The 25,396-nt window shown below is 72.5% G+C and carries 21 protein-coding genes; 12 read left to right on the top strand and 9 right to left on the bottom strand.

All coding sequences use genetic code 11. The features are described from left to right. The first annotated feature begins 4 nt into the window (after nucleotides 1-4). The 3 genes from ACYVMZ_RS07440 (at nucleotide 5) to ACYVMZ_RS07430 (ending at nucleotide 5,059) form a co-directional block, all read left to right on the top strand. Nucleotides 5-1,960 (top strand): Xaa-Pro dipeptidyl-peptidase, encoded by a 1,956-nt coding sequence (locus ACYVMZ_RS07440; protein WP_461076813.1) that lies wholly within the window; start codon nucleotides 5-7, stop codon nucleotides 1,958-1,960. Continuing rightward, nucleotides 1,957-3,234 carry a M14 family metallopeptidase gene (locus ACYVMZ_RS07435; RefSeq protein WP_461076811.1) on the top strand — a complete coding sequence of 426 codons (1,278 nt, stop codon included), beginning with the start codon at nucleotides 1,957-1,959 and terminating at the stop codon, nucleotides 3,232-3,234. Before ACYVMZ_RS07440 ends, ACYVMZ_RS07435 begins: the two co-directional genes overlap by 4 nt. 100 nt (nucleotides 3,235-3,334) lie before the next feature. Beyond that, a complete protein-coding gene (locus ACYVMZ_RS07430) occupies nucleotides 3,335-5,059 on the top strand; it encodes a BCCT family transporter (RefSeq protein ID WP_461076809.1) in 1,725 nt (574 codons plus the stop codon). Nucleotides 5,060-6,029: 970 nt separating this feature from the next. Here ACYVMZ_RS07430 and ACYVMZ_RS07425 read toward each other — a convergent pair. Beyond that, nucleotides 6,030-6,983, bottom strand: a complete 954-nt coding sequence (locus ACYVMZ_RS07425) for an NAD(P)/FAD-dependent oxidoreductase (RefSeq protein WP_461076807.1) — start codon at nucleotides 6,981-6,983, stop codon at nucleotides 6,030-6,032. 65 nt (nucleotides 6,984-7,048) lie between these two features. Between ACYVMZ_RS07425 and ACYVMZ_RS07420 the strand changes: the two genes are divergently transcribed. Together ACYVMZ_RS07420 and ACYVMZ_RS07415 are read left to right on the top strand one after the other, a co-directional pair. Next, a complete protein-coding gene (locus ACYVMZ_RS07420; protein WP_461076805.1) occupies nucleotides 7,049-8,071 on the top strand; it encodes an oxidoreductase in 1,023 nt (340 codons plus the stop codon). Between the two features lie 121 nt (nucleotides 8,072-8,192). Next, nucleotides 8,193-9,830 (top strand): ABC-F family ATP-binding cassette domain-containing protein, encoded by a 1,638-nt coding sequence (locus tag ACYVMZ_RS07415; RefSeq protein ID WP_461076803.1) that lies wholly within the window; start codon nucleotides 8,193-8,195, stop codon nucleotides 9,828-9,830. Between the two features lie 15 nt (nucleotides 9,831-9,845). Here the strand turns inward: ACYVMZ_RS07415 and ACYVMZ_RS07410 are convergent, their stop codons facing one another. The 4 genes from ACYVMZ_RS07410 to ACYVMZ_RS07395 form a co-directional block, all read right to left on the bottom strand. Continuing rightward, nucleotides 9,846-10,415: a putative glycolipid-binding domain-containing protein gene (locus ACYVMZ_RS07410; protein WP_461076801.1), complete on the bottom strand. Its 570-nt coding sequence runs from the start codon at nucleotides 10,413-10,415 to the stop codon at nucleotides 9,846-9,848. Between the two features lie 69 nt (nucleotides 10,416-10,484). Beyond that, nucleotides 10,485-12,878, bottom strand: coding sequence for a Tex family protein (locus tag ACYVMZ_RS07405; RefSeq protein ID WP_461076799.1), 2,394 nt, complete (start codon nucleotides 12,876-12,878; stop codon nucleotides 10,485-10,487). Nucleotides 12,879-12,983: 105 nt separating this feature from the next. Further along, on the bottom strand, nucleotides 12,984-13,115 hold the full coding sequence (locus tag ACYVMZ_RS07400; RefSeq protein WP_010042827.1) for an LPFR motif small protein: 132 nt from the start codon (nucleotides 13,113-13,115) through the stop codon (nucleotides 12,984-12,986). A 72-nt stretch (nucleotides 13,116-13,187) separates the two neighbouring features. Further along, complete coding sequence (locus ACYVMZ_RS07395) at nucleotides 13,188-14,057, bottom strand: SCO6745 family protein (RefSeq protein ID WP_461076795.1); 870 nt, start codon at nucleotides 14,055-14,057, stop codon at nucleotides 13,188-13,190. Between the two features lie 113 nt (nucleotides 14,058-14,170). Between ACYVMZ_RS07395 and ACYVMZ_RS07390 the strand changes: the two genes are divergently transcribed. Both ACYVMZ_RS07390 and ACYVMZ_RS07385 read left to right on the top strand, forming a co-directional pair. Beyond that, entirely contained in the window at nucleotides 14,171-15,130 is a 960-nt protein-coding gene (locus ACYVMZ_RS07390) for a GlxA family transcriptional regulator (protein ID WP_461076793.1), read from the top strand. 50 nt (nucleotides 15,131-15,180) lie between these two features. Continuing rightward, nucleotides 15,181-15,816, top strand: a complete 636-nt coding sequence (locus ACYVMZ_RS07385; RefSeq protein ID WP_461076791.1) for a DJ-1/PfpI family protein — start codon at nucleotides 15,181-15,183, stop codon at nucleotides 15,814-15,816. Here the strand turns inward: ACYVMZ_RS07385 and ACYVMZ_RS07380 are convergent. Then, nucleotides 15,803-16,600: an enoyl-CoA hydratase/isomerase family protein gene (locus tag ACYVMZ_RS07380; RefSeq protein WP_461076789.1), complete on the bottom strand. Its 798-nt coding sequence runs from the start codon at nucleotides 16,598-16,600 to the stop codon at nucleotides 15,803-15,805. The two genes, ACYVMZ_RS07385 and ACYVMZ_RS07380, sit on opposite strands and share 14 nt — an antisense overlap. 292 nt (nucleotides 16,601-16,892) lie before the next feature. Here ACYVMZ_RS07380 and ACYVMZ_RS07375 point away from each other — a divergent pair, with 292 nt between their 5' ends. Next, nucleotides 16,893-17,399 (top strand): ATP-binding protein, encoded by a 507-nt coding sequence (locus ACYVMZ_RS07375; RefSeq protein ID WP_461077109.1) that lies wholly within the window; start codon nucleotides 16,893-16,895, stop codon nucleotides 17,397-17,399. Between the two features lie 33 nt (nucleotides 17,400-17,432). Here ACYVMZ_RS07375 and idi read toward each other — a convergent pair whose 3' ends face one another. The 3 genes from idi to galE form a co-directional block, all read right to left on the bottom strand. Further along, complete coding sequence (idi, locus tag ACYVMZ_RS07370) at nucleotides 17,433-18,026, bottom strand: isopentenyl-diphosphate Delta-isomerase (protein WP_461076787.1); 594 nt, start codon at nucleotides 18,024-18,026, stop codon at nucleotides 17,433-17,435. A 270-nt stretch (nucleotides 18,027-18,296) separates the two neighbouring features. Further along, nucleotides 18,297-19,235 (bottom strand): cation diffusion facilitator family transporter, encoded by a 939-nt coding sequence (locus ACYVMZ_RS07365; RefSeq protein WP_461076785.1) that lies wholly within the window; start codon nucleotides 19,233-19,235, stop codon nucleotides 18,297-18,299. Between the two features lie 529 nt (nucleotides 19,236-19,764). Further along, entirely contained in the window at nucleotides 19,765-20,736 is a 972-nt protein-coding gene (galE, locus tag ACYVMZ_RS07360; RefSeq protein WP_461076783.1) for a UDP-glucose 4-epimerase GalE, read from the bottom strand. Between the two features lie 289 nt (nucleotides 20,737-21,025). Here galE and ACYVMZ_RS07355 point away from each other — a divergent pair, with 289 nt between their 5' ends. From ACYVMZ_RS07355 to ACYVMZ_RS07340, 4 genes are read left to right on the top strand one after another with little or no spacing between them, the layout of a single operon-like run. Then, the gene (locus ACYVMZ_RS07355; RefSeq protein WP_461076781.1) at nucleotides 21,026-22,840 is read left to right on the top strand and encodes a DUF5941 domain-containing protein; all 1,815 of its coding nucleotides are present in this window, start codon (nucleotides 21,026-21,028) and stop codon (nucleotides 22,838-22,840) included. Next, on the top strand, nucleotides 22,837-23,589 hold the full coding sequence (locus ACYVMZ_RS07350; RefSeq protein WP_461076779.1) for a phosphocholine cytidylyltransferase family protein: 753 nt from the start codon (nucleotides 22,837-22,839) through the stop codon (nucleotides 23,587-23,589). The genes ACYVMZ_RS07355 and ACYVMZ_RS07350 overlap by 4 nt, the downstream gene beginning before the upstream one ends. After that, nucleotides 23,577-24,638, top strand: a complete 1,062-nt coding sequence (locus tag ACYVMZ_RS07345; RefSeq protein ID WP_461076777.1) for an iron-containing alcohol dehydrogenase family protein — start codon at nucleotides 23,577-23,579, stop codon at nucleotides 24,636-24,638. The genes ACYVMZ_RS07350 and ACYVMZ_RS07345 overlap by 13 nt, the downstream gene beginning before the upstream one ends. Then, nucleotides 24,616-25,395 (top strand): CDP-alcohol phosphatidyltransferase family protein, encoded by a 780-nt coding sequence (locus ACYVMZ_RS07340; RefSeq protein WP_461076775.1) that lies wholly within the window; start codon nucleotides 24,616-24,618, stop codon nucleotides 25,393-25,395. The genes ACYVMZ_RS07345 and ACYVMZ_RS07340 overlap by 23 nt, the downstream gene beginning before the upstream one ends. Nucleotide 25,396 lies beyond the last annotated feature (1 nt).

Below are 25,396 nucleotides of genomic sequence, written 5' to 3'. Positions count from 1 at the left end.
GCGCATGCCGAAACGCACGCGCTTCACGACCTGGAGACCGCTCGCGACGGCGGCCACGGCCGCCCTGATGGCCACGCTGTTCACCCCCGCCGCGGCGCACGCCGCCCCGCGGGAGAGCCGGCCCGTCTACTCGTACGACAACGCCGTCCGCGAGGCCGTCTGGGTGGACACCGGACTCGACGAGGACGGCGACGGCCGCACCGACCGTGTCGCCGTCGACATCGTCCGCCCCCGCGAACCCGCCCAGCAGGGCCGGAAGATCCCCGTCATCATGGACGCCAGCCCGTACTACTCCTGTTGCGGGCGCGGCAACGAGAGCCAGAAGAAGACGTACGACGCCGACGGCGACGTCGTCCAGATGCCGCTGTTCTACGACAACTACTTCGTGCCACGCGGCTACGCCTTCGTCGGCGTCGACCTGGCCGGAACCAATCGCTCCGACGGCTGTGTCGACGTCGGCGGCCGCTCCGACGTCCAGTCCGCGAAGGCCGTCGTCGACTGGCTGAACGGCCGCGCCAAGGCGTACACCACCCGCACGGGCACCGTCCGCGCCAAGGCCACCTGGACCAACGGCCGGACGGGGATGATCGGCAAGAGTTACGACGGCACGGTCGCCAATGGCGTCGCCGCCACGGGTGTCGAGGGCCTGGAGACCATCGTCCCGATCGGCGCCATCTCCTCCTGGTACGACTACTACTTCGCCAAGGGCGCCCCGCTCTACGACTCCGGCCCCGACTGGTTGTCGAACTACGTCGAGAGCCCCGATGCCCGAGCCGGGTGCGCCGCCGTGCAGCGCGAGCTCGTGGCCGGTGCCCCGCGCACCGGCGACTGGACCCGGCTGTGGACCGAGCGGGACTACGTCAAGGACGCGGCGAAGGTGAAGGCCAGCGTCTTCGTGATCCACGGCATGCAGGACCTCAACGTCCGCGCCAAGCACTTCGGCCAGTGGTGGGAAGCCCTCGCCCGGCACGGCGTCGACCGCAAGATCTGGCTCTCCCAGGTCGGCCACGTCGACCCCTTCGACTTCCGGCGCGCGCAGTGGGTCGACACCCTGCACCGCTGGTTCGACCACGAACTCCTCGGCTACGACAACGGCATCGACCGCGAGCCCATGGCCGACATCGAACGCCACCCCGACCAGTGGGTCACGTCCCAGGTCTGGCCGCCGCGCGGCACCGACAGGACGACCCTGCGCCCCGACGAGGGCACCGAGCCGGGCGTCGGCACCCTCGGCCTGCGCAGGGGTGAGGGCACCGAGACCTTCACCGACAACCGGCAGCTGAGCGAAACCGACTGGGCCGCGCAGATCGACAGGTCGACCCCGGACAAGGCCGGCTTCACCACCAGGCCGCTCACCCGCGACCTGCGCCTGTCCGGCTCCTCCAAGGTCACCGTCACGGCGACCCCCACCACCCCGACGGCCCATCTCTCCGCCGTCCTGGTCGACCTCGGCCCCGCCACCATCCGCGACTACGCCGACGCGGCCGAGGGCATCACCACCCTCACCGACCGCACCTGCTGGGGCGCGAGCACCGCGGGCGACAGCTCCTGTTTCAAGGAGACCCGCGCCAAGACCGCCGACGTCGACTACACGATCGTCAGCCGCGGCTGGGCCGACCTCGGCAACCACGCCTCCGACCTTAAGGGCGCCCCGCTCACCCCGGGCAAGAAGTACACGATCACCCTCGACCTGGCGGCCACCGACCACGTCGTCCCCAAGGGCCACCGCCTGGCGCTGATCGTCGCGGGCACCGACAAGGACCTCATCGACCCGCCCGCCGACACCCCGACGCTCACCCTCGACCTGTCCCGCACCTCGGCGCGCGTCCCGTTCGTCGGAGGCACCGCCGCGTTCGCCCGCGCCACCGCCGGCGCCCACGTCCCCGCCCCAACGGCCGGCGAGCTGGACGGCGTACGTGATCCGCGCATCGCCGAGCGCATTCCGGAGGGAGGCCGGTGATACGCGCCCTCACCCTCACCCTCACCGCGGCGGCCCTCGCCGCCTCCCTCGTCGCGGCACCCGCCCACGCGACCGACTCCCCGCCACGCACCGGCTTCGAGCGGACCGACGGCGCCCGCTGGACCACCCAGCCCGAGGAACAGCAGTTCCTGGCGGCCGTCGACCGGGCGAGCAGCCGGGTCTCCATGACCCGCATCGGTACGACGAAGCAGGGCCGCCCGCTCCAGCTCGTCCGCATCGGCACGCACCCGGCCCCGAACAAGGCGCTGCTCGTGTGCGGCCAGCACGGCGACGAACCCGCCGGCCGCGAGGCCTGCCTGAGCACGATCCGCGACCTGGCGTACGCCCGGGACGCGAAGACCCGCCGCCTGCTGGACCGCACCACGGTGCTCGTCGTGCCCACCGCCAACCCCGACGGCCGGGCCGCCGACACCCGCGGCAACGCCGACGGCGTCGACATCAACCGCGACCACCTCGCCCTGAAGACCGCCGAGGGCCGCGCCCTGGCCGCGGTCGTCCGCGACCAGCGGCCCGACGTGGTCTACGACCTGCACGAGTACGGCGCCACACCCCCGTACTACGACAAGGACCTGTTCGACCTGTGGCCGCGCAACCTCAACACGCACACGCGGGTTCACGACGAGGCGCAGACCCTGTCCGAAACCTACCTACGCCCCACCGCGCGGGCCGCCGGCTACTCGACCGGCACGTACGGCATCTGGACCGACCCCGTCACCGGCGAACCGATCCGGCAGGTGGCCGGGGACGGGCAGGAGCGCATCCTGCGGAACATGTCCGGCATCAAGCACACGGTCGGGCTGCTCATCGAGAGCCGCGTCGACCCCCTCACGGACGCCGAACAGCGGGACGAAGCGCTCAACAACAGGCGCCGCGTCCACTCCCAACTCGCCGCACTCGACGGTCTGTTCGAGTTCACGGACGACCGCCGGGGCCGGATCGAGGCGGCGACGGGCGCGGCCCGGCTCGCGGGCTACCGGGACACCGGCCCGGTCCACGTCGGAGGCGCCGACAACGACCCGCCCGAGGAGTCCGAGGTGATCCAGGACCCGCCCTGCGGCTACCGGCTCACCGCCGGCCAGTACACGCAGGTGAAGGACGAACTCGCCCTGCACGGCGTACGCGTACACCGGGACGGCGACGGCGACGGTGTCCTGGTACCGCTGCGCCAGTCGCTGCGTGCCCTGGTGCCGCTGTTGCTCGACGCGCGCGCCGCGTACCACCTGACCGCGGGCGAGCCGGACACGGACTGCTGAGACTGCTGAGATTCCCGAGGGGTGAGTTTGCGCCACATGTGGTAGGGGCGTAACGGAGGTACAAGCTCCACCTCCATCGTCCCGAGGAAAGGTTCCGCCTGTGACGCAGGATCGACCAACCGACAAGGAAGGCCAGGCGGGAGGCTCGCTGCCGGGTTCGGAAGCGGGCCTCCCCGGTCAGGAAGGGCCCCGGACCGACCGGATCGTGTTCGGCATCACGGCCGTGCTCACCCTCGCGTTCGTGACCTGGGGCGCCGCCGCGACGGACTCGCTCGAAGACGTCTCCACCAGCATGCTCAGCGGACTGATGCACAACGGCGGCTGGGCGTTCATGCTGGCCGCCTCGGGTTTCGTCGTCTTCGCCCTCTGGCTCGCGGCCAGCCGCTACGGCCGGATCCACCTCGGCGCCGAGGGCGAGGAACCCGAGTTCCGCACGGTGTCGTGGGTCGCGATGATGTTCAGCGCGGGCATGGGCATCGGCCTGATGTTCTACGGCGTGAGCGAGCCGCTGTCGCACTACACGACGGCCCCGCCGGGCACCGACCCGGCCGACTCCGGCGACCGCATGGAAGCGGCCATGGCCACCACCCTCTTCCACTGGACCCTGCACCCCTGGGCGATCTACGCCGTGGTCGGCCTCGGCATCGCGTACAGCACCTTCCGCAGGCGCCGCCGCCAGACCATCAGCGCCGTCTTCACCCCGCTCCTCGGGGAGAAGCACGTGAACGGCGTGGCCGGCCGCGTCATCGACATCCTCGCGATCGTCGCGACCGTCTTCGGCTCCGCCGCCTCGCTCGGGCTCGGTGCGCTGCAGATCGGTTCCGGCGTCGAGGAACTGGGCTGGATGGACAAGGTGAGCACCGGGCTGCTCGTCACGATCATCGCCGTGCTGACGGGGGCGTTCGTCGCGTCCGCGGTCTCGGGTGTGGAGCGGGGCATCCAGTGGCTGTCCAACACCAACATGGTGCTGGCGCTGATCCTCGCCCTGTTCGTGTTCGTGGCGGGCCCGACCATCATCGTCCTGGACCTGCTGCCCACCTCCGTCTTCGCCTACCTCGGCGATCTGCCCCAGCTCGCCGGCCGCACCGAGGCCAGCGGCGGCGAAGGCGTCGCGGACTGGCTGGGCAACTGGACCGTCTTCTACTGGGCGTGGTGGATCTCCTGGACGCCGTTCGTCGGCATGTTCATCGCCCGCATCAGCCGGGGCCGTACGATCCGCCAGTTCGTCGGCGGCGTCATACTCGTCCCCAGTACGGTCAGCCTGGTCTGGTTCGCGGTCTTCGGCGGCTCGGCGATGAAGATGCGAGAGCAGGGCCGGCTCGGTGAGGAGTCCACGCCCGAAGGCCAACTCTTCGCCGTCCTCCGCGAGTTCCCCATCGCCACCGTCACCAGCCTGCTGGTCATGATCCTCGTCGGCATCTTCTTCGTCTCGGGCGCCGACGCGGCCTCGATCGTGATGGGCACCCTCTCCCAGCGCGGCGCCCTCGAACCCGGCCGCCTGGTGGTGGTGTTCTGGGGCGTGGTCACCGGAGCCGTGGCCGCCGTCATGCTCCTCGTCGGCAGCGGCCAGGGCGACGCCCTCACAGGCTTGCAGAACCTCACGATCCTCGCGGCGGCCCCCTTCGTCCTCGTGATGATCTGCATGTGCATCGCCCTGATGCGCGATCTGCGCAGGGACCCGCTCATCGTCCGCGAGCAGATGGGCTCCGAGGCCGTCGAACTGGCCGTCATCGAGGGCCACAAGAAGTACGACGGCGATTTCGAATTCCGCGTCGGCCCGGGCCGCGGCCCGGATGTGGAGGGCGATCCGATCGGTAAGCACTGAGAGGTGTCGGGGGCGGCGGTTACTGCTGGAGGGCGTTCCCGGTTCTCGGTTGCCCTGGGGGGCATCCCGGCCGTGGTCATTGAGGGGGGACTGGGCGGTTGGCAGCCCGGCCGGCCTCGGTGGTTCTTGGTGGGGAACGTCCCGGTGGCTGTCGGGCGGGCGGCTTTGGCGGTTGCCCACGGGGGCGCCCTCCCGGTGGCTGGCGGGGCCCGGCGCTTGCCAGGGGAGGAGGTCCGGCAGTTGCCGGTGGGGCCGTCCCGGCGTGGCGAGTGCGGGGATCCTGGGCGTTTGCCGGCGGGAGGCTGCCTCGGCCGCGCGCGGAGGCGGCCCTGGCCGGTTGCCAACCGCAGGTGCCCCTGGCGGTCGTCGGCGGGAGACGCCCAGGTGCGGTTCCGGGCGCGAGGCTCCGGCGCGGTTGTCACCGGATGCGTTTCCGCAGTTGCCTGCGGGAGCCGCCGCTTGGGTGTTCGCCAGCGGAGGTGCTCATGGGGTTGGCGGGGGACGCGGCGGTGGTTGATGGGTGCGGGTGCGCTGGTGGGTGTCGGCTGGTTGCGCCTGGGTGTTCGCCAGCGAGGACGCCACGGCCGGCCGGCAAGGATCGCGCCTCGCTCGCCAGTCGCCGACGGGAGGCGGCCCTGGCCGCTATCGGCGGGAGGCGCCCTTGGCGGTCGCTGGCGGAGGCGTCTGCGTGGTTGTCCGCGAGACGGCCCTGGTGGCTGAGGCCCGGGGGGCTCGCGGGCGTTCGCCACCGGAGGCGGCCCCAACATTCACCAGCAGGAGACGCTTCGGCCATCACCAGCAGAAGGTGTCCGGGCCATCACCGGCGGGAGGCGTCCCGGCCATCACCGGCAGGAGGTGTCCGGGCCATCACCGGCAGGAGGCGTCCCGGCCATCATCAGCAGGAGACGCCCCCGCCATCACCAGCAGAAGGCGTCCCGGCCATCGCGGGCGGGACGCGCCCCGGCGGTGCTCAACGGCACGCCAGCCCCGCCGCCTCCTCCGCGCACCCCCAGGCCACCGTCACTCCCGCGCCGCCGTGGCCGTAGTTGTGCACGAGCAGCCGTCCGTCCGGCAGCGGTTCGCGCTCCAGCCGGACCGCGTCCCGGGCGGGGCGCAGGCCCACCCGGTGTTCCAGGACCCGCGCCCCGGCGATCTCCGGCCGCAGTGCCGCGCACCGCGCGACGATCGCCTCGGCCGCCGCCGGATCCGGCTCGGTCGACCACACGTCTGCCTCCGACGTGCCGCCCAGCACGAGCCGGCCGGGCTGCGGGAAGAAGTACGCCATCTCCCCGTCGGGGGTGGTGGAGACGAGCCAGGTGCGGATCCCGGGGTTCTCCACGACGACCAACTGGCCTCGTACCGGCCGCACGGACGGATCCGGCACCAGCTCCCGCGCACCCAGACCCGTGCAGTTGACCACGACCGGCGCGTCGACCTCCGTGAACCCGCGGGACACCGTACGCGTCTCGATCACCCCGCCCGCCGCCAGGAACCGCTCACGCAGCCACGGCAGATGAGTCGACATGTCGATGAGCGGCAATCGCGCCCGGATGCCCGTCCCGCCGTACTCCTCGGTCGTCGCCGCGCGCAGCCCTGGCACCCGGGCGGCCACCCACGCGACCGCATCGTCCAGGGCGGTCTCGCCCATGACTCCTTCGACCATGCGTACGCCGGTGACGTCCGGCCGTTCCGCCAGCTCCTCGTACACGTCCAGCGAGCGCAGCGCCCACGCACGCGCCAACGCCATCGGCTCCACGTGGTACGGCCACCACAGGGCCCCGGCAACCGCCGAGGTGGTCCCCTCCACGGGGTCCCGCGTCCACACCCGTACCCGCCTGCCGCGCTCGGCGAGGACAACAGCCGTCACCAGCCCGACGACGCCGCCGCCGACCACCACGATCTCGTCACCTGGTTCACCCGCCACGCGGCGACGGTAGCGGAATCTGTCATGCCGCGCTCAGATCACGCCTTGTGTGGGGATACTCACCTATGTGTGCCGAGTACGCGACCTTCGGCCTGGCTCCGGCGATGCGGGCCGGCGGGGTCCTCGCAGACGGTGACTACCAGGTCCACCGGGACTTCATGGACTTCGTCGTCGACGGACGTCCGCTGCTGTTCCAGCTCTCCGACCTGGACGCCGTCTCCCCGCTGGCCTCCGACGTCCCGCCCGCGATCTTCACCGCGCAGGTCCGCAGCCTGCTCCTGGAGACGGACCCGCCGCTGCCCGGCGGCCGGTACGTCATCTACGGCTGCCCCGAGTGCGAGGACCTGGCGTGCGGCGCCGTGACCGCGGCCATCGAGCGCGACGGCGACGACTTCGTCTGGCGGGACTTCGCCTGGCAGACCGACGAACACGCCGACCTCGACCTCAACGGCTACCACGGCATCGGCCCGTTCCGCTTCCGTGGCGCGGAGTACCGCGCGGCGCTCGGTTCCCTGCTGGACGGCTCGGCCGCGGGCGAGCGCCGCCGCGTGCTGCTCATCGGCGCCCGTGTCGCCGTCCTGGCCAAGCTCGCCGCCGCCCTGCGCACCATCGGCATCGGCGCCGACATCACCCACGATGCCCGCGACGTCCCCGCCGACGAACTGCGCGGCTACGGCGCCGTCGCCTTCGGCCGTGCCGTCGGCGAGGAGGAACGTGCCGCCGTCCGCCGCGCCTTCGAACGCGCGGGGGTCCAGGTGGCCTACGTCGACGGCCTCGCCCCGATCGTCCCCCTCCTCGTCGCCCAGATCGAACACGCCCTGGACCGCAGCCCGGTCGCACGGCGCCGCCTGACCGGCCTGTCCGCCGACGGGCGCGCGGCGGAGGTCGAGGTCACCTCCCCCTGCCGGGTCCGGCTCACCGCGTATCGCCTCGACCGCCTCTACCGCACCCACACCCACGAAGCCTTCGACGGCATCCTCGAGGCGGGCCGCCACCGCATCGCCCTGGACGCGAAGACGGTGAAGGGGGAGGCCTTCGTCGTGGCGCGGACCGCGGGAAGTGTGCTGGCGGCGGCCGTGGCGCACTGAAGCCCGGACGGACCGCGCCCCCTGAGACCGGGGCGTACCCGGCCCCCTCAGGCCGGGACGCGCCAGCCCCCCGAGACCAGGACGCACACGGCCCCCGGGCGCCATTAGGATCTGCCCTCTGATGACTGCCACCCTCGTCGCCAAGAACCTCGCCGCCGGCCACGGCGACCGCTCCCTCTTCTCCGGACTGGACCTCGTGGTCGCCCCCGGTGATGTGATCGGGCTGGTCGGCGCCAACGGCGCGGGCAAGTCCACGCTGCTCAGGATGCTCGCCGGGCTGACCGCGCCCGAGCAGGGCGAGCTGCGGCTGTCCCCGCCGGCCGCGACCGTCGGACACCTGCCGCAGGAGCCGGACCGCCGGCCGGGCGAGACCGTACGCGCGTTCCTGGCCCGCCGCACCGGTGTCGCCGAGGCCCAGCGGGCGATGGACGAGGCCACCCAGGGCCTGGTGGAGGGCGCCCCCGGCGCCGACGACGCGTACGCGACGAGCCTGGAGCGATGGCTGGCCCTCGGTGGTGCCGATCTCGACGAACGCGCCGAGGAGGTCGCCGATTCCCTCGGCCTGGCGGTGGACCTGGAGCAGCCGATGACGTCCCTGTCCGGCGGCCAGGCGGCGCGAGCCGGCCTCGCGTCCCTCCTGCTCTCCCGCTACGACGTCTTCCTCCTCGACGAGCCGACCAACGACCTCGACCTGGACGGCCTGGAGCGCCTGGAACGCTTCGTGAGCGGCCTGCGCGCCGGGACGGTGGTCGTCAGCCACGACCGGGAGTTCCTCGCCCGCACCGTCACCAAGGTCCTCGAACTCGACCTCGCCCAGCAGGAGATCAACCTCTACGGCGGTGGCTACGAGGCCTATCTGGAGGAGCGGGAGGTGGCCCGCCGGCACGCCCGCGAGGAGTACGAGGAGTTCGCCGACAAGAAGGCGGCCCTCCAGGAACGCGCGCAGACGCAGCGGTCCTGGATGGACAAGGGCGTGAAGAACGCCCGCCGCAAGGCCGGCGACAACGACAAGATCGGCCGCAAGTTCCGCAGCGAGGCCAGCGAGAAGCAGGCCGCGAAGGCCCGGCAGACCCAGCGCATGATCGAACGGCTGGAGGCCGTCGAGGAGCCGCGCAAGGAGTGGGAGCTGCGCATGGAGATCGCGGCGGCCCCGAGGTCGGGCGCGGTGGTCGCCACGCTCCGGGACGCCGAGGTGCGCCGCGGCGACTTCGTGCTCGGCCCGGTCTCCCTGCAGATCGACTGGGCGGACCGGGTGGCGGTGACCGGAGCGAACGGCGCCGGAAAGTCCACGCTGCTGGGCGCCCTGCTGGGCCGCGTCCCGCTCGACGCCGGGCACGCGGCCCTGGGCTCGGGCGTCCTGCTCGGCGAGGTCGACCAGGCCCGCCGGCTCTTCCACGGCCCGGAGCCCCTGCTCGACGCGTTCCGTGCCGCCGTACCCGATACGGAACCGGTCGAAGTCCGCACCCTCCTGGCCAAGTTCGGCCTCAAGTCGGACCATGTCCTGCGCCCGGCGGCGACCCTCTCCCCGGGCGAACGCACCCGCGCCGCACTGGCGTTGCTGCAGGGCCGGGGCGTCAACCTCCTGGTCCTCGACGAGCCGACCAACCACCTCGACCTGCCCGCCATCGAGCAACTGGAGTCGGCCCTCGACTCCTACGAGGGCACGCTCCTCCTGGTCACCCACGACCGGCGGATGCTCGACGCGGTACGCGTCACGCGCCGCCTGGAGGTGGCGGACGGCAAGGTCACCGAGCGCTAGACGGGCCGCGCGGCCCTAACGGGGCGTCAGGCGCCGCGCCAGACCGGGATAGTCGACGACACAGCCGTCCCCGTCGAACTCCAGGTCACTGCGGAAGTCGCCCGAGGCGAAGCGGACCCGCCCACCGCCGTCGGTCCGCGCGAGGTGGGTGTAGGTCTGCCGCGACCGCCGTACCGTCAGCCCCGGCACCGACACCCAGGCCATCAGGAACTCCTGCTCGCCGGGCGCCCGGTGCAGTCCGTGGCGCAGCACCGGCATGGTGTTGGTCAGCGGGCACAGCCCCAGATCGCAGTCGAGGGCGCCGCCCATGCCCGCCAGCCGCTCCCCGTCGGCCGTCCACCCGCCCCGTCCGTCGTGCCGCAGATCGAGTGTGCGGGTACGGGCCGCCGTCTCGGCCGTCACCAGCAGCCGCCGCGTCACGTAGCCCTCACCGGTGTCGAGCTCGTACGCGATCCAGTACGGCTCGGGCGAGGTCCCGACCGCCCGGCCGCGGGCCCGCAGGGTGCCGGCGTCGAAGTCGACCCAGGCGGTCTCGTAGCCCCGGCTCGCCGTGACGTCCCAGGTGAGTACGCGCGAAGTGGTCATACCGCCACCCTACGAGCAGGACCGGGCCCGGGCCCCCCGATGCCGTACGGGGAGCCGGGCCCGGGCGGGTCAGCGCCTGCCGTTCTTCGGGTCGAGCAGGCCCGCGCGGCGCAGCGCGTCGGCCATGGCGCTGTTGGCCGGCGGGGGCGCCTGGCGCGAGCCGCCACCGCCGCCCCGGCCGCCCTGCCGCTGCTGCGGCGGACGCCCGCCCCGCTGACGGCGTTCACCGGAACCGGAAGCGGATCCGGAACCGGAGCCCTGGCCCTTCGGGGCCGCCTCGTCGTCCAGCCGCAGCGTCAGCGAGATCCGCTTGCGCGGAATGTCCACGTCGAGGACCTTCACCTTGACGATGTCCCCGGGCTTCACGACGTCCCGCGGATCCTTGACGAACGTCTTGGACATCGCGGAGACGTGCACCAGACCGTCCTGGTGGACGCCGACGTCCACGAACGCCCCGAACGCCGCCACGTTCGTCACGACGCCCTCCAGGATCATCCCCGCCGACAGGTCGGAGATCTTCTCGACGCCCTCCTTGAAGGCGGCCGTCTTGAAGGCGGGCCGCGGGTCGCGGCCCGGCTTCTCCAGCTCCTTCAGGATGTCCGTCACCGTCGGCAGACCGAACGTCTCGTCCACGAAGTCCTGCGGCTTCAGCGAGCGCAGCACCGCCGTGTTGCCGATGAGCGCGGCGACCTCCTGGCCGGTGGTCTTCACCATGCGGCGGACGACCGGGTAGGCCTCGGGGTGCACGCTGGAGGCGTCCAGTGGGTCGTCGCCGCCCCGGATCCGCAGGAAGCCCGCGCACTGTTCGTACGCCTTCGGGCCCAGCCGCGGCACCTTCTTCAGCTCGGAGCGGGACTTGAACGGCCCGTTGGCGTCCCGGTGCGCCACGATGTTCTCGGCGAGGCCGGAGGTGATGCCGGAGACGCGGGCGAGCAGCGGCGCGGATGCCGTGTTGACGTCCACGCCCACGCCGTTCACACAGTCCTCGACCACCGCGTCCAGCGAACGGGACAGCTTCACCTCGGACAGGTCGTGCTGGTACTGGCCGACGCCGATCGACTTCGGGTCGATCTTCACCAGCTCGGCCAGCGGGTCCTGCAGCCGGCGGGCGATCGACACCGCGCCGCGCAGCGACACGTCCAGGTCGGGCAGCTCCTGCGAGGCGAAGGCGGACGCCGAGTACACGGACGCGCCCGCTTCGGACACCACCACCTTCGTGAGCTTCAACTCCGGGTGCTTGGCGATGAGTTCCCCGGCGAGCTTGTCGGTCTCGCGGGACGCCGTGCCGTTGCCGATCGCGATCAGCTCGACCGCGTGCTCCTTCGCGAGCCGCGCCAGCTTGGCGATCGCCTCGTCCCACCTGTTCGCCGGGACGTGCGGGTGGATGACGTCCGTCGCCACCACCTTGCCGGTCGCGTCGACCACGGCGACCTTCACACCCGTACGGAACCCGGGGTCCAGGCCGAGCGTCGCACGCGTGCCCGCCGGGGCGGCGAGCAGCAGGTCACGCAGATTGGCCGCGAACACCTTCACGGCCTCGTCCTCGGCGGCCGTGCGCAGCCGCATCCGGATGTCGATGCCGAGGTGCACCAGGATGCGGGTGCGCCACGCCCAGCGCACGGTGTCCACCAGCCACTTGTCGGCGGGCCGGCCCCGGTCGGCGATCCCGAACCGGTGCGCGACCATCCCCTCGTACGACGACGGGCCGTCCGTCGGCTCCTCGGGCTCCAGGACGAGGTCGAGGACCTCCTCCTTCTCGCCGCGCAGCATCGCCAGGACGCGGTGGGAGGGCAGCTCGGTGAACGGCTCGGCGAAGTCGAAGTAGTCGGCGAACTTGGCGCCCGCCTCCTCCTTGCCCTCCCGGACCTTGGCGGCCAGCCGCCCGCGCACCCACATGCGCTCGCGCAGCTCGCCGATCAGGTCGGCGTCCTCCGAGAACCGCTCGGTCAGGATCGCCCGGGCGCCGTCGAGGGCGGCCTGCGGATCGGGCACACCCTTGTCGGCGTCGACGAACGCGGCGGCCGCGGCGAGGGGCTCGACGGTCGGATCGCCGAGCAGCCCCTCCGCCAGCGGCTCCAGCCCCGCCTCGCGCGCGATCTGCGCCTTGGTGCGCCGCTTGGGCTTGTAGGGCAGATAGATGTCCTCCAGGCGCGCCTTGGTCTGAGCGCCCCGGATCTGCGCCTCCAGCTCCTCGGTGAGCTTGCCCTGTTCGCGCACCGACTCCAGGATCGCCGTCCGCCGCTCCTCCAGCTCCCGCAGATAGCGCAACCGCTCCTCGATCACGCGCAGCTGCGCGTCGTCGAGCATCTCGGTCGCTTCCTTGCGGTAGCGGGCGACGAAGGGCACCGTCGAACCGCCGTCGAGCAGCTCGACGGCAGCCTTGACCTGCCGCTCCCGTACGCCGAGCTCCTCGGCGATCCTGCCTTCGATGGACCCTACTTCGAGGGACCCGGGTGTCGTCACGATCCCGTACCGCCTTCTCCACTGAGGTTGCGCGGCAATTGTGGCAGGTGGCACCGACATTCGTGGCTCAGGGCGCCGGCCGGGCGGTGCGGGTCGGGTGGAACGTCAGACCCTGCGGCTCCGCGTCGAGGACGAGGCCCCGCCGAAGAGACGGGCCAGGGCCCGGAACGGCAGCGTCACGACGGTGGCGATGGCGCCACCGATCTGGCGCAGCACATCAGCGATAGCACGGAACACGAATTTCCCCTTTCCTCTCCCGGCCACGACGACCGGGAGAGGCACGGGTACCTCACCGCCGCGTTGACATGCTCAGCCTTTGCCGATCAGGTCGCCCGGGAAGGCTCCGGCGGCGAACGCGGTGCGTGCGAACGCCGTCGCGAGCTCCGTCAGCCGCGCGACGCCCTCGGCGCCCAGATGCTCGTACGGGGCCGCGTCCAGCCGGTCCGTCTCCCGCTCGATCTCCTCGCGCAGCGCGACCCCCTGCCCGGTCAGCTCGCCGGCCTCGTCGAGCAGTCCGCGCTCGCGCAGCCGCATCGCCGCCGCGTCCCACTCCTCCCGGCTCCAGCCGCGGGTGCCGAACACCCACTTCGGAGCCAGGCCCTTGCCGGTCGCGGTGTGCGTCACGAGGGCCTCCAGGCCGTCGAGCCCCGCGGACACCAGTACGGCGAGGTGCCCGTCGCCCCGGTGCTCGCGCAGCAGGGTCGCCGCGTGCCAGAACGCCAGGTGCGGCTCGTCGGGGACGGGCAGGTCGGCATGGGCGGCGTACAGCGGCCGGGCACCGCGCGAGCAGGCCTCGGCGGCACGCAGCGCCAGCCCCGCGGCCTCGGTCATCTCGGCGGACGCCACGGCCTTGTCGCCCAGCAGGCGGCGCAGCGTCGCGTCGACGGCACGCGCGCGTGCGGCGAGGACCTGCCCGGGCGTGGCGGTGTCCCACACCGCGGGCACGTGTCGGGCGACGAGCTCGTACTTGTAGTTGTAGAACGCCGCCGCGACCGTCCCCGGCCCGACCGGCCCCAGCGCGGCCGACCGCACCGCGAAGTTGACGGCACGCGGGTCCGTGATCCCGACCTCGCCCAGCTCCCGGCCCAGGTCGGGCGAGAAGTAGTGCGTCGAGTGCAGGGAGTTGAGCGCGTTGTGGCAGCGGCGTCCGGCGCGCGGCTCGATGGCGGCAGTCGTCATGCCCGGCAGGTTACCAACCGCTTGGTATGTCCTCCAGGGGCGTGCACCGCATGGCAGAGAAGGTGGGAAACTCGTCATTGCGGCCATGAGCGGGCGCGCGAAGAATCGACCGCATGGCGCAGCGCACCGTTCTCGTCGTCCTCTTCGACGGCGTGCAGAGTCTCGATGTCACCGGTCCCGTGGAGGTCTTCGCCGGCGCGGAGAAGCAGTGCCCGGGCTCGTACCGGATCCGCACGGCCTCCCTGGACGGCGCGCCCGTACGGGCCGGCAGCGGCCTGACCCTCGTACCCGACCAGTCCCTCGCCGACGCGCCACGGCCGCACACGCTGCTCGTCCCGGGCGGACAGGGCACCCGCCGTCCCGACCCGCGCCTGGTCGACTGGGTGCGCGACCACGGGCCACGTGCCGCACGCCTCGTCTCCGTGTGCACCGGCGCGATCCTGCTCGCCGAGGCCGGTCTGCTGGACGGCCGCCGGGCCACCACCCACTGGGCGTACTGCGCCAAGCTGGCCCGCGACCACCCGGCCGTCGAGGTCGACCCCGACCCCGTCTACGTACGCGACGGGCACGTCGCCACCTCGGCCGGTGTCACCGCCGGCATCGACCTGGCCCTCGCCCTGGTCGAGGAGGACCTGGGCCGGGACGTCGCCCTCACCATCGCGCGCCACCTGGTGGTGTTCCTGCGCCGGCCCGGGAACCAGGCCCAGTTCAGCGCCCAGCTCGCCGCCCAGACCGCACAGCGCGAGCCCCTCAGGGAGGTCCAGCAGTGGATCACCGAACACCCGGACGCCGACCTGTCCGTCGACTCCCTCGCCGCCCGGGCCCGCCTCTCGCCGCGCCACTTCGCCCGCGCCTTCCGCGCCGAGACCGGCATGACGCCGGGCCGGTACGTCGACCGGGTCCGCCTCGAACATGCCCGCCGCCTGCTGGAGGACACCGCCGACGGCGTCGAGGAGATCTCCCGCGCCAGCGGCTACGGCACCCCCGAGGCCATGCGCCGCGCCTTTCTCAAAGCCCTGGGGACGGCCCCGGCCGAGTACCGCCGCCGGTTCCGCCCCGCGACCGCCCACTGACGCCCCGCACCCGCCGCCGACACCCCGCAGCCGCCCCGGAAGGGAAATCGATGCAGATCGCGATCGTCCTCTTCGACCGCTTCACCGCCCTCGACGCCGTCGGCCCGTACGAGACCCTCGGCGGCCTCCCGGGCGCCGAGACCGTCTTCGTCGCCGAACGGAACGGCCCCGTCCGCACCGACAGGGGGAACCTGGCGCTCACCGCCGACCGGACCCTGGCCGACGTGCCGGACCCCGGCATCGTGGTCGTCCCCGGCGGCCCCGGCCAGAGCCGGCAGATGGAGAACGACACACTCCTGGACTGGCTGCGCGCCGCCGACTCCACCAGTACCTGGACGACATCCGTGTGCACCGGCTCCCTGCTGCTCGCCGCCGCCGGACTCCTCGAAGGCCGCCGCGCGACCTCCCACTGGCTGGCCCTGGACCAGCTCCAGCGCTTCGGCGCCGAACCGACGGGGGAGCGGGTGGTCTTCGACGGCAAGTACGTCACCGCCGCCGGCGTCTCCTCCGGTATCGACATGGGCCTCACCCTGCTCGGCAGGATCGCCGGTGACGAACACGCCCAGACCGTCCAGCTCGCCACGGAGTACGACCCGCAGCCGCCCTACGACGCCGGATCGCCCGAGAAGGCGCCCGCACACCTCGTGGACCGGCTCCGGGCGCGCAGCCGCTTCATCCTGACGTAGACCATGACGCCGACGTGGACCATGACTCGGACCCTGACGCAGGCACGCTCCACGTGAAGCGCGGCTGCCTGCGCTCCAGGAACGCGGCGACGCCCTCCGCGGTGTCGCCGCTGCCGCGCGCCTGCTCGGCCCAGTGGGCGTCCCGGTCCGTGCGCCCGTTCGCGAACTCCTTCGCCGCGGCCTGCGTCAGCTGCGAACGGGACACCAGGATCCGTGTGAACTCCGCGACCCGCTTGCCCAGTTCGCCCTCCGGCAGCACCTCGTCGACCAGGCCGGTGCGCAGCGCCCGCTCCGTGTCGATCAACTCGCCGGAGAACAGCAGGTACTTGGCGGTGGCCGGTCCGACCAGCGCCACCAACCGCCGGGTGGAGGACGCCGGATACACGATCCCCAGCTTGGCCGGCGTGATCCCGAACAGCGCCCCCTCCTCGGCGAACCGCAGATCGCACGCCCCCGCCAGCTGCGCCCCACCGCCCACGCAGTGCCCGCGGACCGCCGCCAGCGTCGGCTTCGGGAACGCCGCGAGGGCCTCCTCGGCGCGCACGGCGAGCCGCTGCGCCTCCTCCGCCGAGCCCTGAAGTGTCGCTATGTCGGCCCCCGCGCAGAACGTGCCGCCCTCACCGGTGAGCACCACTGCCCGCACGGCCGGATCGGCCGCCAGCGCGTCGAGCAGCGGCGGCAGGGCCCGCCACATCGCGGCCGTCATGGCGTTGCGCTTGGCCGGGTGGCGGATGACGACGGTGGCGACCGCGTCGGTGACGCTGTGCAGCAGCTGGGGCTCCATGCGCCGGATGCTATCCGCCCGGCTGGACGGCCGAGCCCGCCGGTGCGCGGACCCCGGGTCGGCTGGAGCAGCAGCCAGTACGTGATCGGCACCTGCCAAACCCGTACAACCCGAAGAGTCCGCCGAGTCGGCACAACAGGGACAGGACCAGTCCCACAACTGACCGTGTCATACGCCAACGATCAGAAGCGTTCGATACTCGCTGACTTCTGTTCAGAACTGCGGTGCGGAGCGGATCGTTACCAACACTCGACGTGTGGTGACAATCGAGCGCGAGGGTGGCGACCGGACGATGGACAATCACGGGCGCGGGCCCGGCCCACGCCCCGAGGGCCAAGAAGCACCGTACGGCACGAGGCCCGCGGATCCGCTGCCGTACGAGGGGGTGTGGCGGTTCACCGCACCCGCCGTCGACGCCTCCGTCCCGCAGGCCCGGCACGCCGTCCGGGACCTGCTGCTGCGCCAGGGCGTGCCGGTCTCGGAGGACCTGGTGGACGGCCTGCTGCTGATCGTGTCGGAACTGGTCACGAACGCGGTGAAGCACGCGGCCGTGCTGTCGCCGATGCTCGCGGTGGAGGTCACCGTCGGTGCCGAGTGGATCCGGGTGTCCGTGGAGGACAACCACCCCTACCGCCCGACCGCCCTGGAGGCCGCCCACAGCGAGACCGGCGGGCGGGGGCTGCTCCTGGTCCGTGAGATCACGCTGGAGGCGGGCGGCGTGTGCGACGTCGAGCACACGACGAGCGGCGGCAAGGTGATCTGGGCCGCCCTGCCGCTCAAACCCGTGCGCGTGCCCTAGCTCACCGGCGCGAACCCGTGCAGGTGTCCTGGCTCACCAGCCGGCCGAAGACCCGGTCAGCTCCCTGATCGCCGGACGGGCCCCGTCCAGGACGGTCATGAACCAGGACGAGAAGGTGTCCTTCTCGTGCCGCTCCGCCAGCTCGGCCGGGGTCACGAACGCCGTCGCCGCCACCTCCCGCTGATCCGGCCGCGGCGGGGACTGCACTATGCCGACGAACAGGTGGTTGTACTCCTGCTCGACCAGGCCCGAGGCAGGGTCCGGGTGGTTGTAGCGGACGGTGCCCGCCTCGGCGAGCAGCGACGGCGACACGCCCAGTTCCTCGTACGTCCGCCGCGCCGCCGCAGCGAACGGTGCCTCGCCCGGGTAGGGATGGCCGCAGCAGGTGTTGGACCACACGCCGGGGGAGTGGTACTTGCCCAGCGCCCGCTGCTGGAGCAGCAGCCGGCCGCGCTCGTCGAACAGGAACACCGAGAAGGCGCGGTGCAACTGCCCCGGCGGCTGGTGGGCCGCGAGCTTCTCCGCGGTGCCGATCGTCACGCCGTCCTCGTCGACCAGTTCCAGCAGAATCGCGTCAGCGGTGCCGTTCGACGGACTGTGCGTCGCGGTGGCAGGTGTGATCGGCATACCCATCCTTCACATCGGTCTTCGCGCCCCAAGTGTGCCGTACGAGACCGGCACACCCGGCATTCGCGGGCACCCGCATGTCCCGCGCGGCGGCGGGGACCGCGGCCGGTTCCCGGACACCGCAGGAGGGGCCCGGTAGATGATCGTGCCCGCCGCGGCGAACGGGGAATCGTCCGGGCGCAGGTCGGTGCGAGTCAGGATGCGGGCGCGCGGCCGACGGCTGCGTTCCCCGGCGCCTTCACGTCCGCGCGCGCCTCGCGCACCCCCGCTTCAGTGGCACAGCCGCGCCTCGTGCTCCGCGTGCCCGCCCGGCTCCAGCTGGAAGGTGCAGTGCTCGACGTCGAAGTGGTCGCCGAGGCAGCCCTGCAGTTCGTGGAGCATCTTCTCGTGGCCCATCGCGTTCAGGACCTCGGAGCTGACGACCACGTGCGCGGAGAGCACCGGCATGCCGGAGGTGATCGTCCAGGCGTGCAGGTCGTGGACGTCCTCGACACCGTCCAGCGCGAGGATGTGGGTCCGCACCTCCGCCATGTCGACGTCCTTGGGGGCCGCCTCCAGCAGCACGTCCAGCGTCTCGCGCAGCAGCTTCCAGGTCCGGGGCGCGATCATCAGCGCGATGACGAGCGAGGCGATCGGGTCGGCGGCCTGCCAGCCGGTGGTCAGGATCACCAGCGCGGAGACGATCACCGCGACCGAGCCCAGGGCGTCCGCCGCCACCTCCAGGAACGCACCGCGTACGTTCAGGCTCTCCTTCTGGCCGCGCATCAGCAGCGTCAGCGACACCATGTTCGCGACCAGGCCGACCGCACCGAACACGACGGTCAGCCCGCCCTCGGTGCCGGCCGGGGTGACGAACCGCTGCACGGCCTCGTACAGGACGTATCCGCCGACCCCGAGCAGCAGCAGACAGTTGGCCAGGGCGGCGAGGATCTCCGCGCGGGCGTAGCCGAAGGTGCGCCGCTCGCTCGGCGGGCGGTTCGCGAAGTGGATCGCCAGCAGGGCCATGCCCAGGCCCAGCGCGTCGGTCGCCATGTGCGCCGCGTCCGCGACCAGCGCCAGCGAATCGGCGAGGACGCCGCCGACGATCTCCACGACCATGACGGCCAGCGTGATCGACAGCGCCACCCGCAGCCGGCCGCGGTAGGCCGAGGCCGCCGTACCGCCCGCCGACGCGCCGTGCGCGTGCCCGTGATCGTGCCCAGCCCCCATGAAAGCCGCCCTCCTGTGTCCGTCGGGATCATGCCCGCGCCCCACAGTGAACTACGGGCAGGGGGTATGAGCAACGCGGCACTGAACACCGTTGTCATGTGCCCTGACCTGCGGAAACATGCGCAGGTCAGGAGGCTGGGCGCTGGGTGCGGGCGGCGTGCGTGCGGGCCTCGGCGGTCGGGGGCGTCAGGCTGCCGGGCCGTCGGCGGGTGCGCAATCGTGGTCAGGGCGGAGCCGACCGCGCGCGGCGGCAGGAGGCCGTGGCGAGGTTCGGCGAGCGGCCGCAGCCGCGGCAGCGGCGGCACGGCCGCCTGGGAGACGCGGTCGCCCGACGGGTGCGCTGCGGCGCGCCCCGGCCTCCGCACCAACGGGATGCCGCGGAGACGCGGGCGGCCGGGTGAGCCGGTGTTCTGGCGTCAGGGCGGCCGCGTCGGCGCGACCCGTGGGGCGGTGGGACCGGAACCGGCCGCGCGGGCGTCCGCGCGAGCGGGGCAACAGGCGTGCGGGCGGCCGCAGCGCGCCAGCCTCCTCAGCCGCCGTGGTGCAGCAGCCACCCCTGCCACGCCGACTCGACCATCTCCCGTACCCCGCGCCGGGCGGTCCAGCCGAGCTCCTCGGCGGCCCGGGCGGCGGAGGCGACCGCGCGCGGCGCGTCCCCGGGACGGCGTGCCTCGACGACGGGGCGCCGACGGTCACCGGTCACCTCGCCGATGACGGTGATCAGCTCACGCACCGAGACGCCCTCGCCGCGGCCGATGTTGACCGTCAGGTCGCCCGTCACGCCCCCGTCGGCGAGCCGCCGGGCCGCCGCCAGGTGTGCCTCGGCCAGGTCGGCGACGTGGATGTAGTCACGGACGCACGTGCCGTCCGGCGTCGGATAGTCGTCGCCGAAGATCCGCGGGGCCTCCTCGCGCGTGAGGCGGTCGAAGACCATGGGGACGACGTTGAAGACACCTGTGTCGGCCAGCTCCGGCGCCGCCGCGCCCGCCACGTTGAAGTAGCGCAGGCACGCCGTGGAGACGCCGTGCGCCCGGCCCGCCGCCCGCACCAGCCACTCCCCGGCGAGCTTGGTCTCGCCGTACGGGTTCACCGGCGCGCAGGGCGTGTCCTCCGTGATGAGGTCCACACCCGGGTCGCCGTACACGGCGGCCGACGAGGAGAACAGGAACCGCCGGATCCCCGCCTCGGCGACGGCCTGAAGGAGCGTCGCGAGACCGCCCACGTTCTCCAGGTAGTAGCGGGTCGGCTGCGCGACGGACTCGGCGACCTGCTTGCGGGCGGCGAGGTGCACCACCCCCGTCACCGCGTGCTCGGCGAACACCCGCTTCAGCAGGGCACCGTCGTGCGACGAGCCCTCGACGAGCGGGACGTCCGCCGGGAGCCGCGCGGGCACCCCGGCCGAGAGGTCGTCCAGCGCCACGACACGCTCCCCGGCCTCGGTCATGGCCCGCGCCACATGTGCCCCGATGTAGCCGGCTCCGCCTGTGATCAGCCATGTCATGGTCGCCCACCCTATGCCGACCCCGCGAGGCCGGGCGCAATGTCACCCATGTCCAGTGACGCCCGGTCTGTCAGGCGCGGTTTGTGGGGCGGGCCCCCGATCCCCGATGATGATCGCGGCACGGGCTTGGGCGAACCACGTTGATCGGGCCGTCAAACGGGCGGTGAACGCGGGCTTCCCGGCATCCGATAGCCTCTGCCGACATGCCGCCCGGGAGCCACCGGCACGGGCGCCCCCATCATGTACATGACCGACGCCGACCGCGTCGGCACCCAGGGAGTGAGTTCGGTTGTCGACCGCCATCCTCACCGGTCAGCCGGTCCCCGGTTCGTCGATCGAGGGCGATCTGCGGTCCCTCGGTTTCGACGTACGGGTCGCTTCCGACACCGCCGAGGCCGAGACCCTGCTCGCCGCGGTGCCCACGGGGGAGCGGGTCGCCGTGGTCGACGCCCGCTTCGTGGGCCACCTGCACGCGCTGCGCCTCGGTCTCACCGACCCCCGCTTCCCGCTCGCCGCGATCCCCGGCGCCGTCACGGCCCAGCCGGCCGGCCGCCAGGCCCTGACGCGGGCCGTGGCACGGGAGAACTCCTCCGGCCGTGGCACGACCCTGGTCGACAGCCTCGCCGACCGCATCGTCACCGCCCTCGACGCCGACGGCGCGAGCGTCCACCGCCCCGAACTCGGCAGCCTCGTCGCCGCCGTCCCCGCCGACCCGCAGGCCCGCAACGAGGCCCGGCAGGCCGTCGCCGCCGTCGACGACGAGGCCGTACGCCTGAAGTCGGCCGTGAAGGCCCGCGACGGCTTCTTCACCACCTTCTTCATCAGCCCGTACTCCCGCTACATCGCCCGCTGGTGCGCCCGCCGCGGCCTGACCCCCAACCAGGTCACCACCGCCTCGCTGCTCACCGCCCTCATAGCGGCGGGCTGCGCGGCCACCGGTACCCGGGGCGGCTTCGTCGCCGCCGGGGTCCTGCTCCTGTTCTCCTTCGTCCTGGACTGCACCGACGGCCAGCTCGCCCGCTACTCCCTGCAGTACTCCACGCTCGGCGCCTGGCTGGACGCCACCTTCGACCGCGCCAAGGAGTACGCCTACTACGCCGGCCTCGCGCTCGGCGCGGCCCGCGGCGGCGACGACGTGTGGGCCCTCGCCCTCGGCGCGATGGTCCTGCAGACCTGCCGGCACGTCGTGGACTTCTCCTTCAACGAGGCCAACCACGACGCCGCCGCCAACACCAGCCCCACCGCCGCCCTCTCCGACAAGCTCGACAGCGTCGGCTGGACGGTCTGGGTACGCCGCATGATCGTCCTGCCCATCGGCGAACGCTGGGCGATGATCGCCGTCCTGACGGCTGTCACGACTCCCCGCATCACCTTCTACGCGCTGCTCATCGGCTGCGCCTTCGCGGCGACGTACACCACGGCGGGGCGTGTGCTGCGGTCGCTGACGCGCAAGGCCCAGCGGACGGACCGGGCGGCGAAGGCGCTGGCGGACCTGGCGGACAGCGGGCCGATCTCCGAGGCACTGGTACGGGCGCTGAGCAAGCTGCCCGCCAAGCCGCCGTTCGGCGCGCGCATCGGCGTGGCGCTGCCCGGCGCGGCCCTGCTGGTCCTCGCGGTGGCCCTGGAGCCGTACGGCAGCGCGCTCCCCGTCGCGGCGGCCGCCCTCTACGCGCTCACCTCGGCCGCCGCCGTCGCACTGCCCCTCAAGGGCGCCCTCGACTGGCTCGTCCCCCCGCTCTTCCGCGCCGCCGAATACGGCACCGTCCTGGTACTGGCGGCCCAAGCGGACGTGAACGGCGCCCTTCCTGCGGCTTTCGGGCTGGTGGCGGCGGTCGCCTACCATCACTACGACACGGTGTACCGCATCCGCGGGAACGCCGGAGCGCCCCCGGCCTGGCTGGTGCGCTCCATAGGGGGGCACGAAGGGCGCACGCTGCTCGTCACCGTCCTCGCCGCGGTGCTCACCGCCTCGCAGTTCAAGGTCGCGCTCACGGTCCTCGCCGTGGCCGTCGCCCTCGTGGTGCTCGTCGAGAGCATCCGCTTCTGGGTGGCCTCTCACTTGGGAGGCGCGCCCGCCGTACACGATGAAGGAGAACCCGCATGATCGGCCTCGTGCTGGCGGCCGGCGCCGGACGGCGTCTGCGCCCCTACACCGACAGCCTTCCCAAGGCGCTGGTGCCGGTGGGGCCCGCGGGCATAGAGGGCGAACCCACGGTTCTCGACCTGACACTCGGCAACTTCGCCGAGATCGGCCTGACCGAGGCCGCGATCATCGTCGGCTACCGCAAGGAGGCCGTGTACGAGCGCAGGGAAGCGCTGGAGAAGAAGTACGGCCTCAAGCTCACCCTCATCGACAACGACAAGGCCGAGGAGTGGAACAACGCCTACTCCCTGTGGTGCGGCCGTGACGCCCTCAAGGACGGCGTGATCCTCGCCAACGGCGACACCGTGCACCCGGTCTCCGTCGAGAAGACCCTGCTCGCCGCCCGCGGCGACGGCAAGAAGATCATCCTCGCCCTCGACACGGTCAAGCAGCTCGCCGACGAGGAGATGAAGGTCGTCGTCGATCCCGACAGGGGCATGACGAGGATCACCAAGCTGATGGACCCCGCCGAGGCCACCGGCGAGTACATCGGCGTCACCCTCATCGAGGGCGACGCCGCCCCCGAGCTGGCCGACGCCCTGAAGGCCGTGTGGGAGACCGACCCGCAGCAGTTCTACGAGCACGGCTACCAGGAGCTCGTCAACCGCGGCTTCCGTATCGACGTGGCGCCGATCGGCGACGTCAAGTGGGTGGAGATCGACAACCACGACGATCTCGCCCGCGGACGGGAGATCGCGTGCCAGTACTGACCCGGCTCATCCCCTCGCCGCTCGTCGTGGACATCCGCCCGGGTGCCCTCGACGACCTGGCGTGCGTCCTCGCCGACGAGCGCATCTCGCACTCCGGCCGCCTCGCCGTCGCCGTCAGCGGCGGCTCCGGCGCCAGGCTGCGCGAGCGGATCGCGCCCAGCCTGCCCGGCGCCACCTGGTACGAGGTCGGCGGCGGCACCCTCGACGACGCGGTCCGGCTGGCCGGCGACATAAAGGCCGGCCATTACGACGCGGTCGTCGGCCTCGGCGGCGGCAAGATCATCGACTGTGCCAAGTTCGCCGCGGCGCGCGTCGGCCTGCCGCTGGTCGCCGTCCCGACGAACCTCGCGCACGACGGCCTGTGCTCGCCGGTCGCCACCCTCGACAACGACGCGGGCCGAGGCTCGTACGGCGTACCGAACCCGATCGCGGTCGTCATCGACCTGGACGTCATCCGCGAGGCCCCGGTGCGTTTCGTGCGCGCGGGCATCGGCGACGCCGTCTCCAACATCTCCGCGATCGCCGACTGGGAGCTCGCCAACCGCGTCAAGGGCGAACGGATCGACGGCCTCGCCGCCGCCATGGCCCGGCAGGCCGGCGAGGCGGTGCTGCGGCACCCAGGCGGCATCGGGGAGAACGACTTCCTCCAGGTGCTGGCCGAGGCGCTGGTCCTCAGCGGCATCGCCATGTCGGTGTCCGGTGACTCGCGGCCGTCCTCCGGGGCCTGCCACGAGATCAACCACGCCTTCGACCTGCTGTTCCCCAAGCGGGCCGCCGCCCACGGCGAGCAGTGCGGTCTCGGCGCGGCCTTCGCGATGTGGCTGCGGGGCGCGCACGAGGAGTCGGCGTACATGGCCCAGGTGCTGCGCCGGCACGGGCTGCCGGTGCTGCCGGACGAGATCGGCTTCACGACGGACGAGTTCGTCAAGGTCGTGGAGTTCGCTCCGGAGACCCGGCCCGGCCGGTACACGATCCTCGAACACCTCGACCTGAACACCGAACAGATCAAGGACATCTACGCCGACTATGTCAAGGCCATCGGTAGCTGAACTACGCCCCGTCGTTCACCCCGCAGGGGTGAAGGACCGGCGCAGCGGTGAGCACTGGGCGGGACGCCTCTACATGCGCGAGGTGTCCCTGCGGGTCGACCGCTACCTGGTCAACACCCGGGTGACGCCCAACCAGCTCACCTACCTGATGACCGTCTTCGGTGTGCTCGCGGCCCCGGCCCTGCTGGTGCCGGGGATCGCGGGCGCCGTGCTCGGCGTGGTGATGGTCCAGCTGTACCTGCTGCTGGACTGCGTCGACGGCGAGATAGCGCGCTGGAAGAAGCAGTTCTCCCTCGGCGGCGTCTACCTGGACCGGGTCGGCGCCTACCTGACCGACGCCGCCGTCCTGGTCGGGCTCGGCCTGCGCGCCGCCGACCTGTGGGGCCCCGGCCGCATCGACTGGCTCTGGGCCTTCCTCGGGACCCTCGCCGCGCTCGGCGCGATCCTGATCAAGGCCGAGACCGACCTCGTCGGCGTCGCCCGCCACCAGGGCGGACTGCCGCCGGTCAAGGAGGCCGCGGCCGAACCGCGCTCCTCCGGCATGGCGCTGGCCCGCCGGGCCGCCGCCGCGATCAAGTTCCACCGGCTCATCCTCGGCATCGAGGCGTCCCTGCTGATCCTCGTCCTCGCGGTCCTGGACGCGAGCAGGGGCGACCTGTTCTTCACCCGGCTCGGCACCGCCGTACTCGCCGCGATCGCCCTGCTGCAGACGCTGCTGCACCTGGTGTCGATCCTGGCGTCGAGCAGGCTGCGGTGAG

The organism is Streptomyces deserti, from assembly GCF_054782695.1.
The sequence above is the reverse complement of the archived record's forward strand: the minus strand, read 5'-3'. Positions and strand labels throughout refer to the sequence as shown.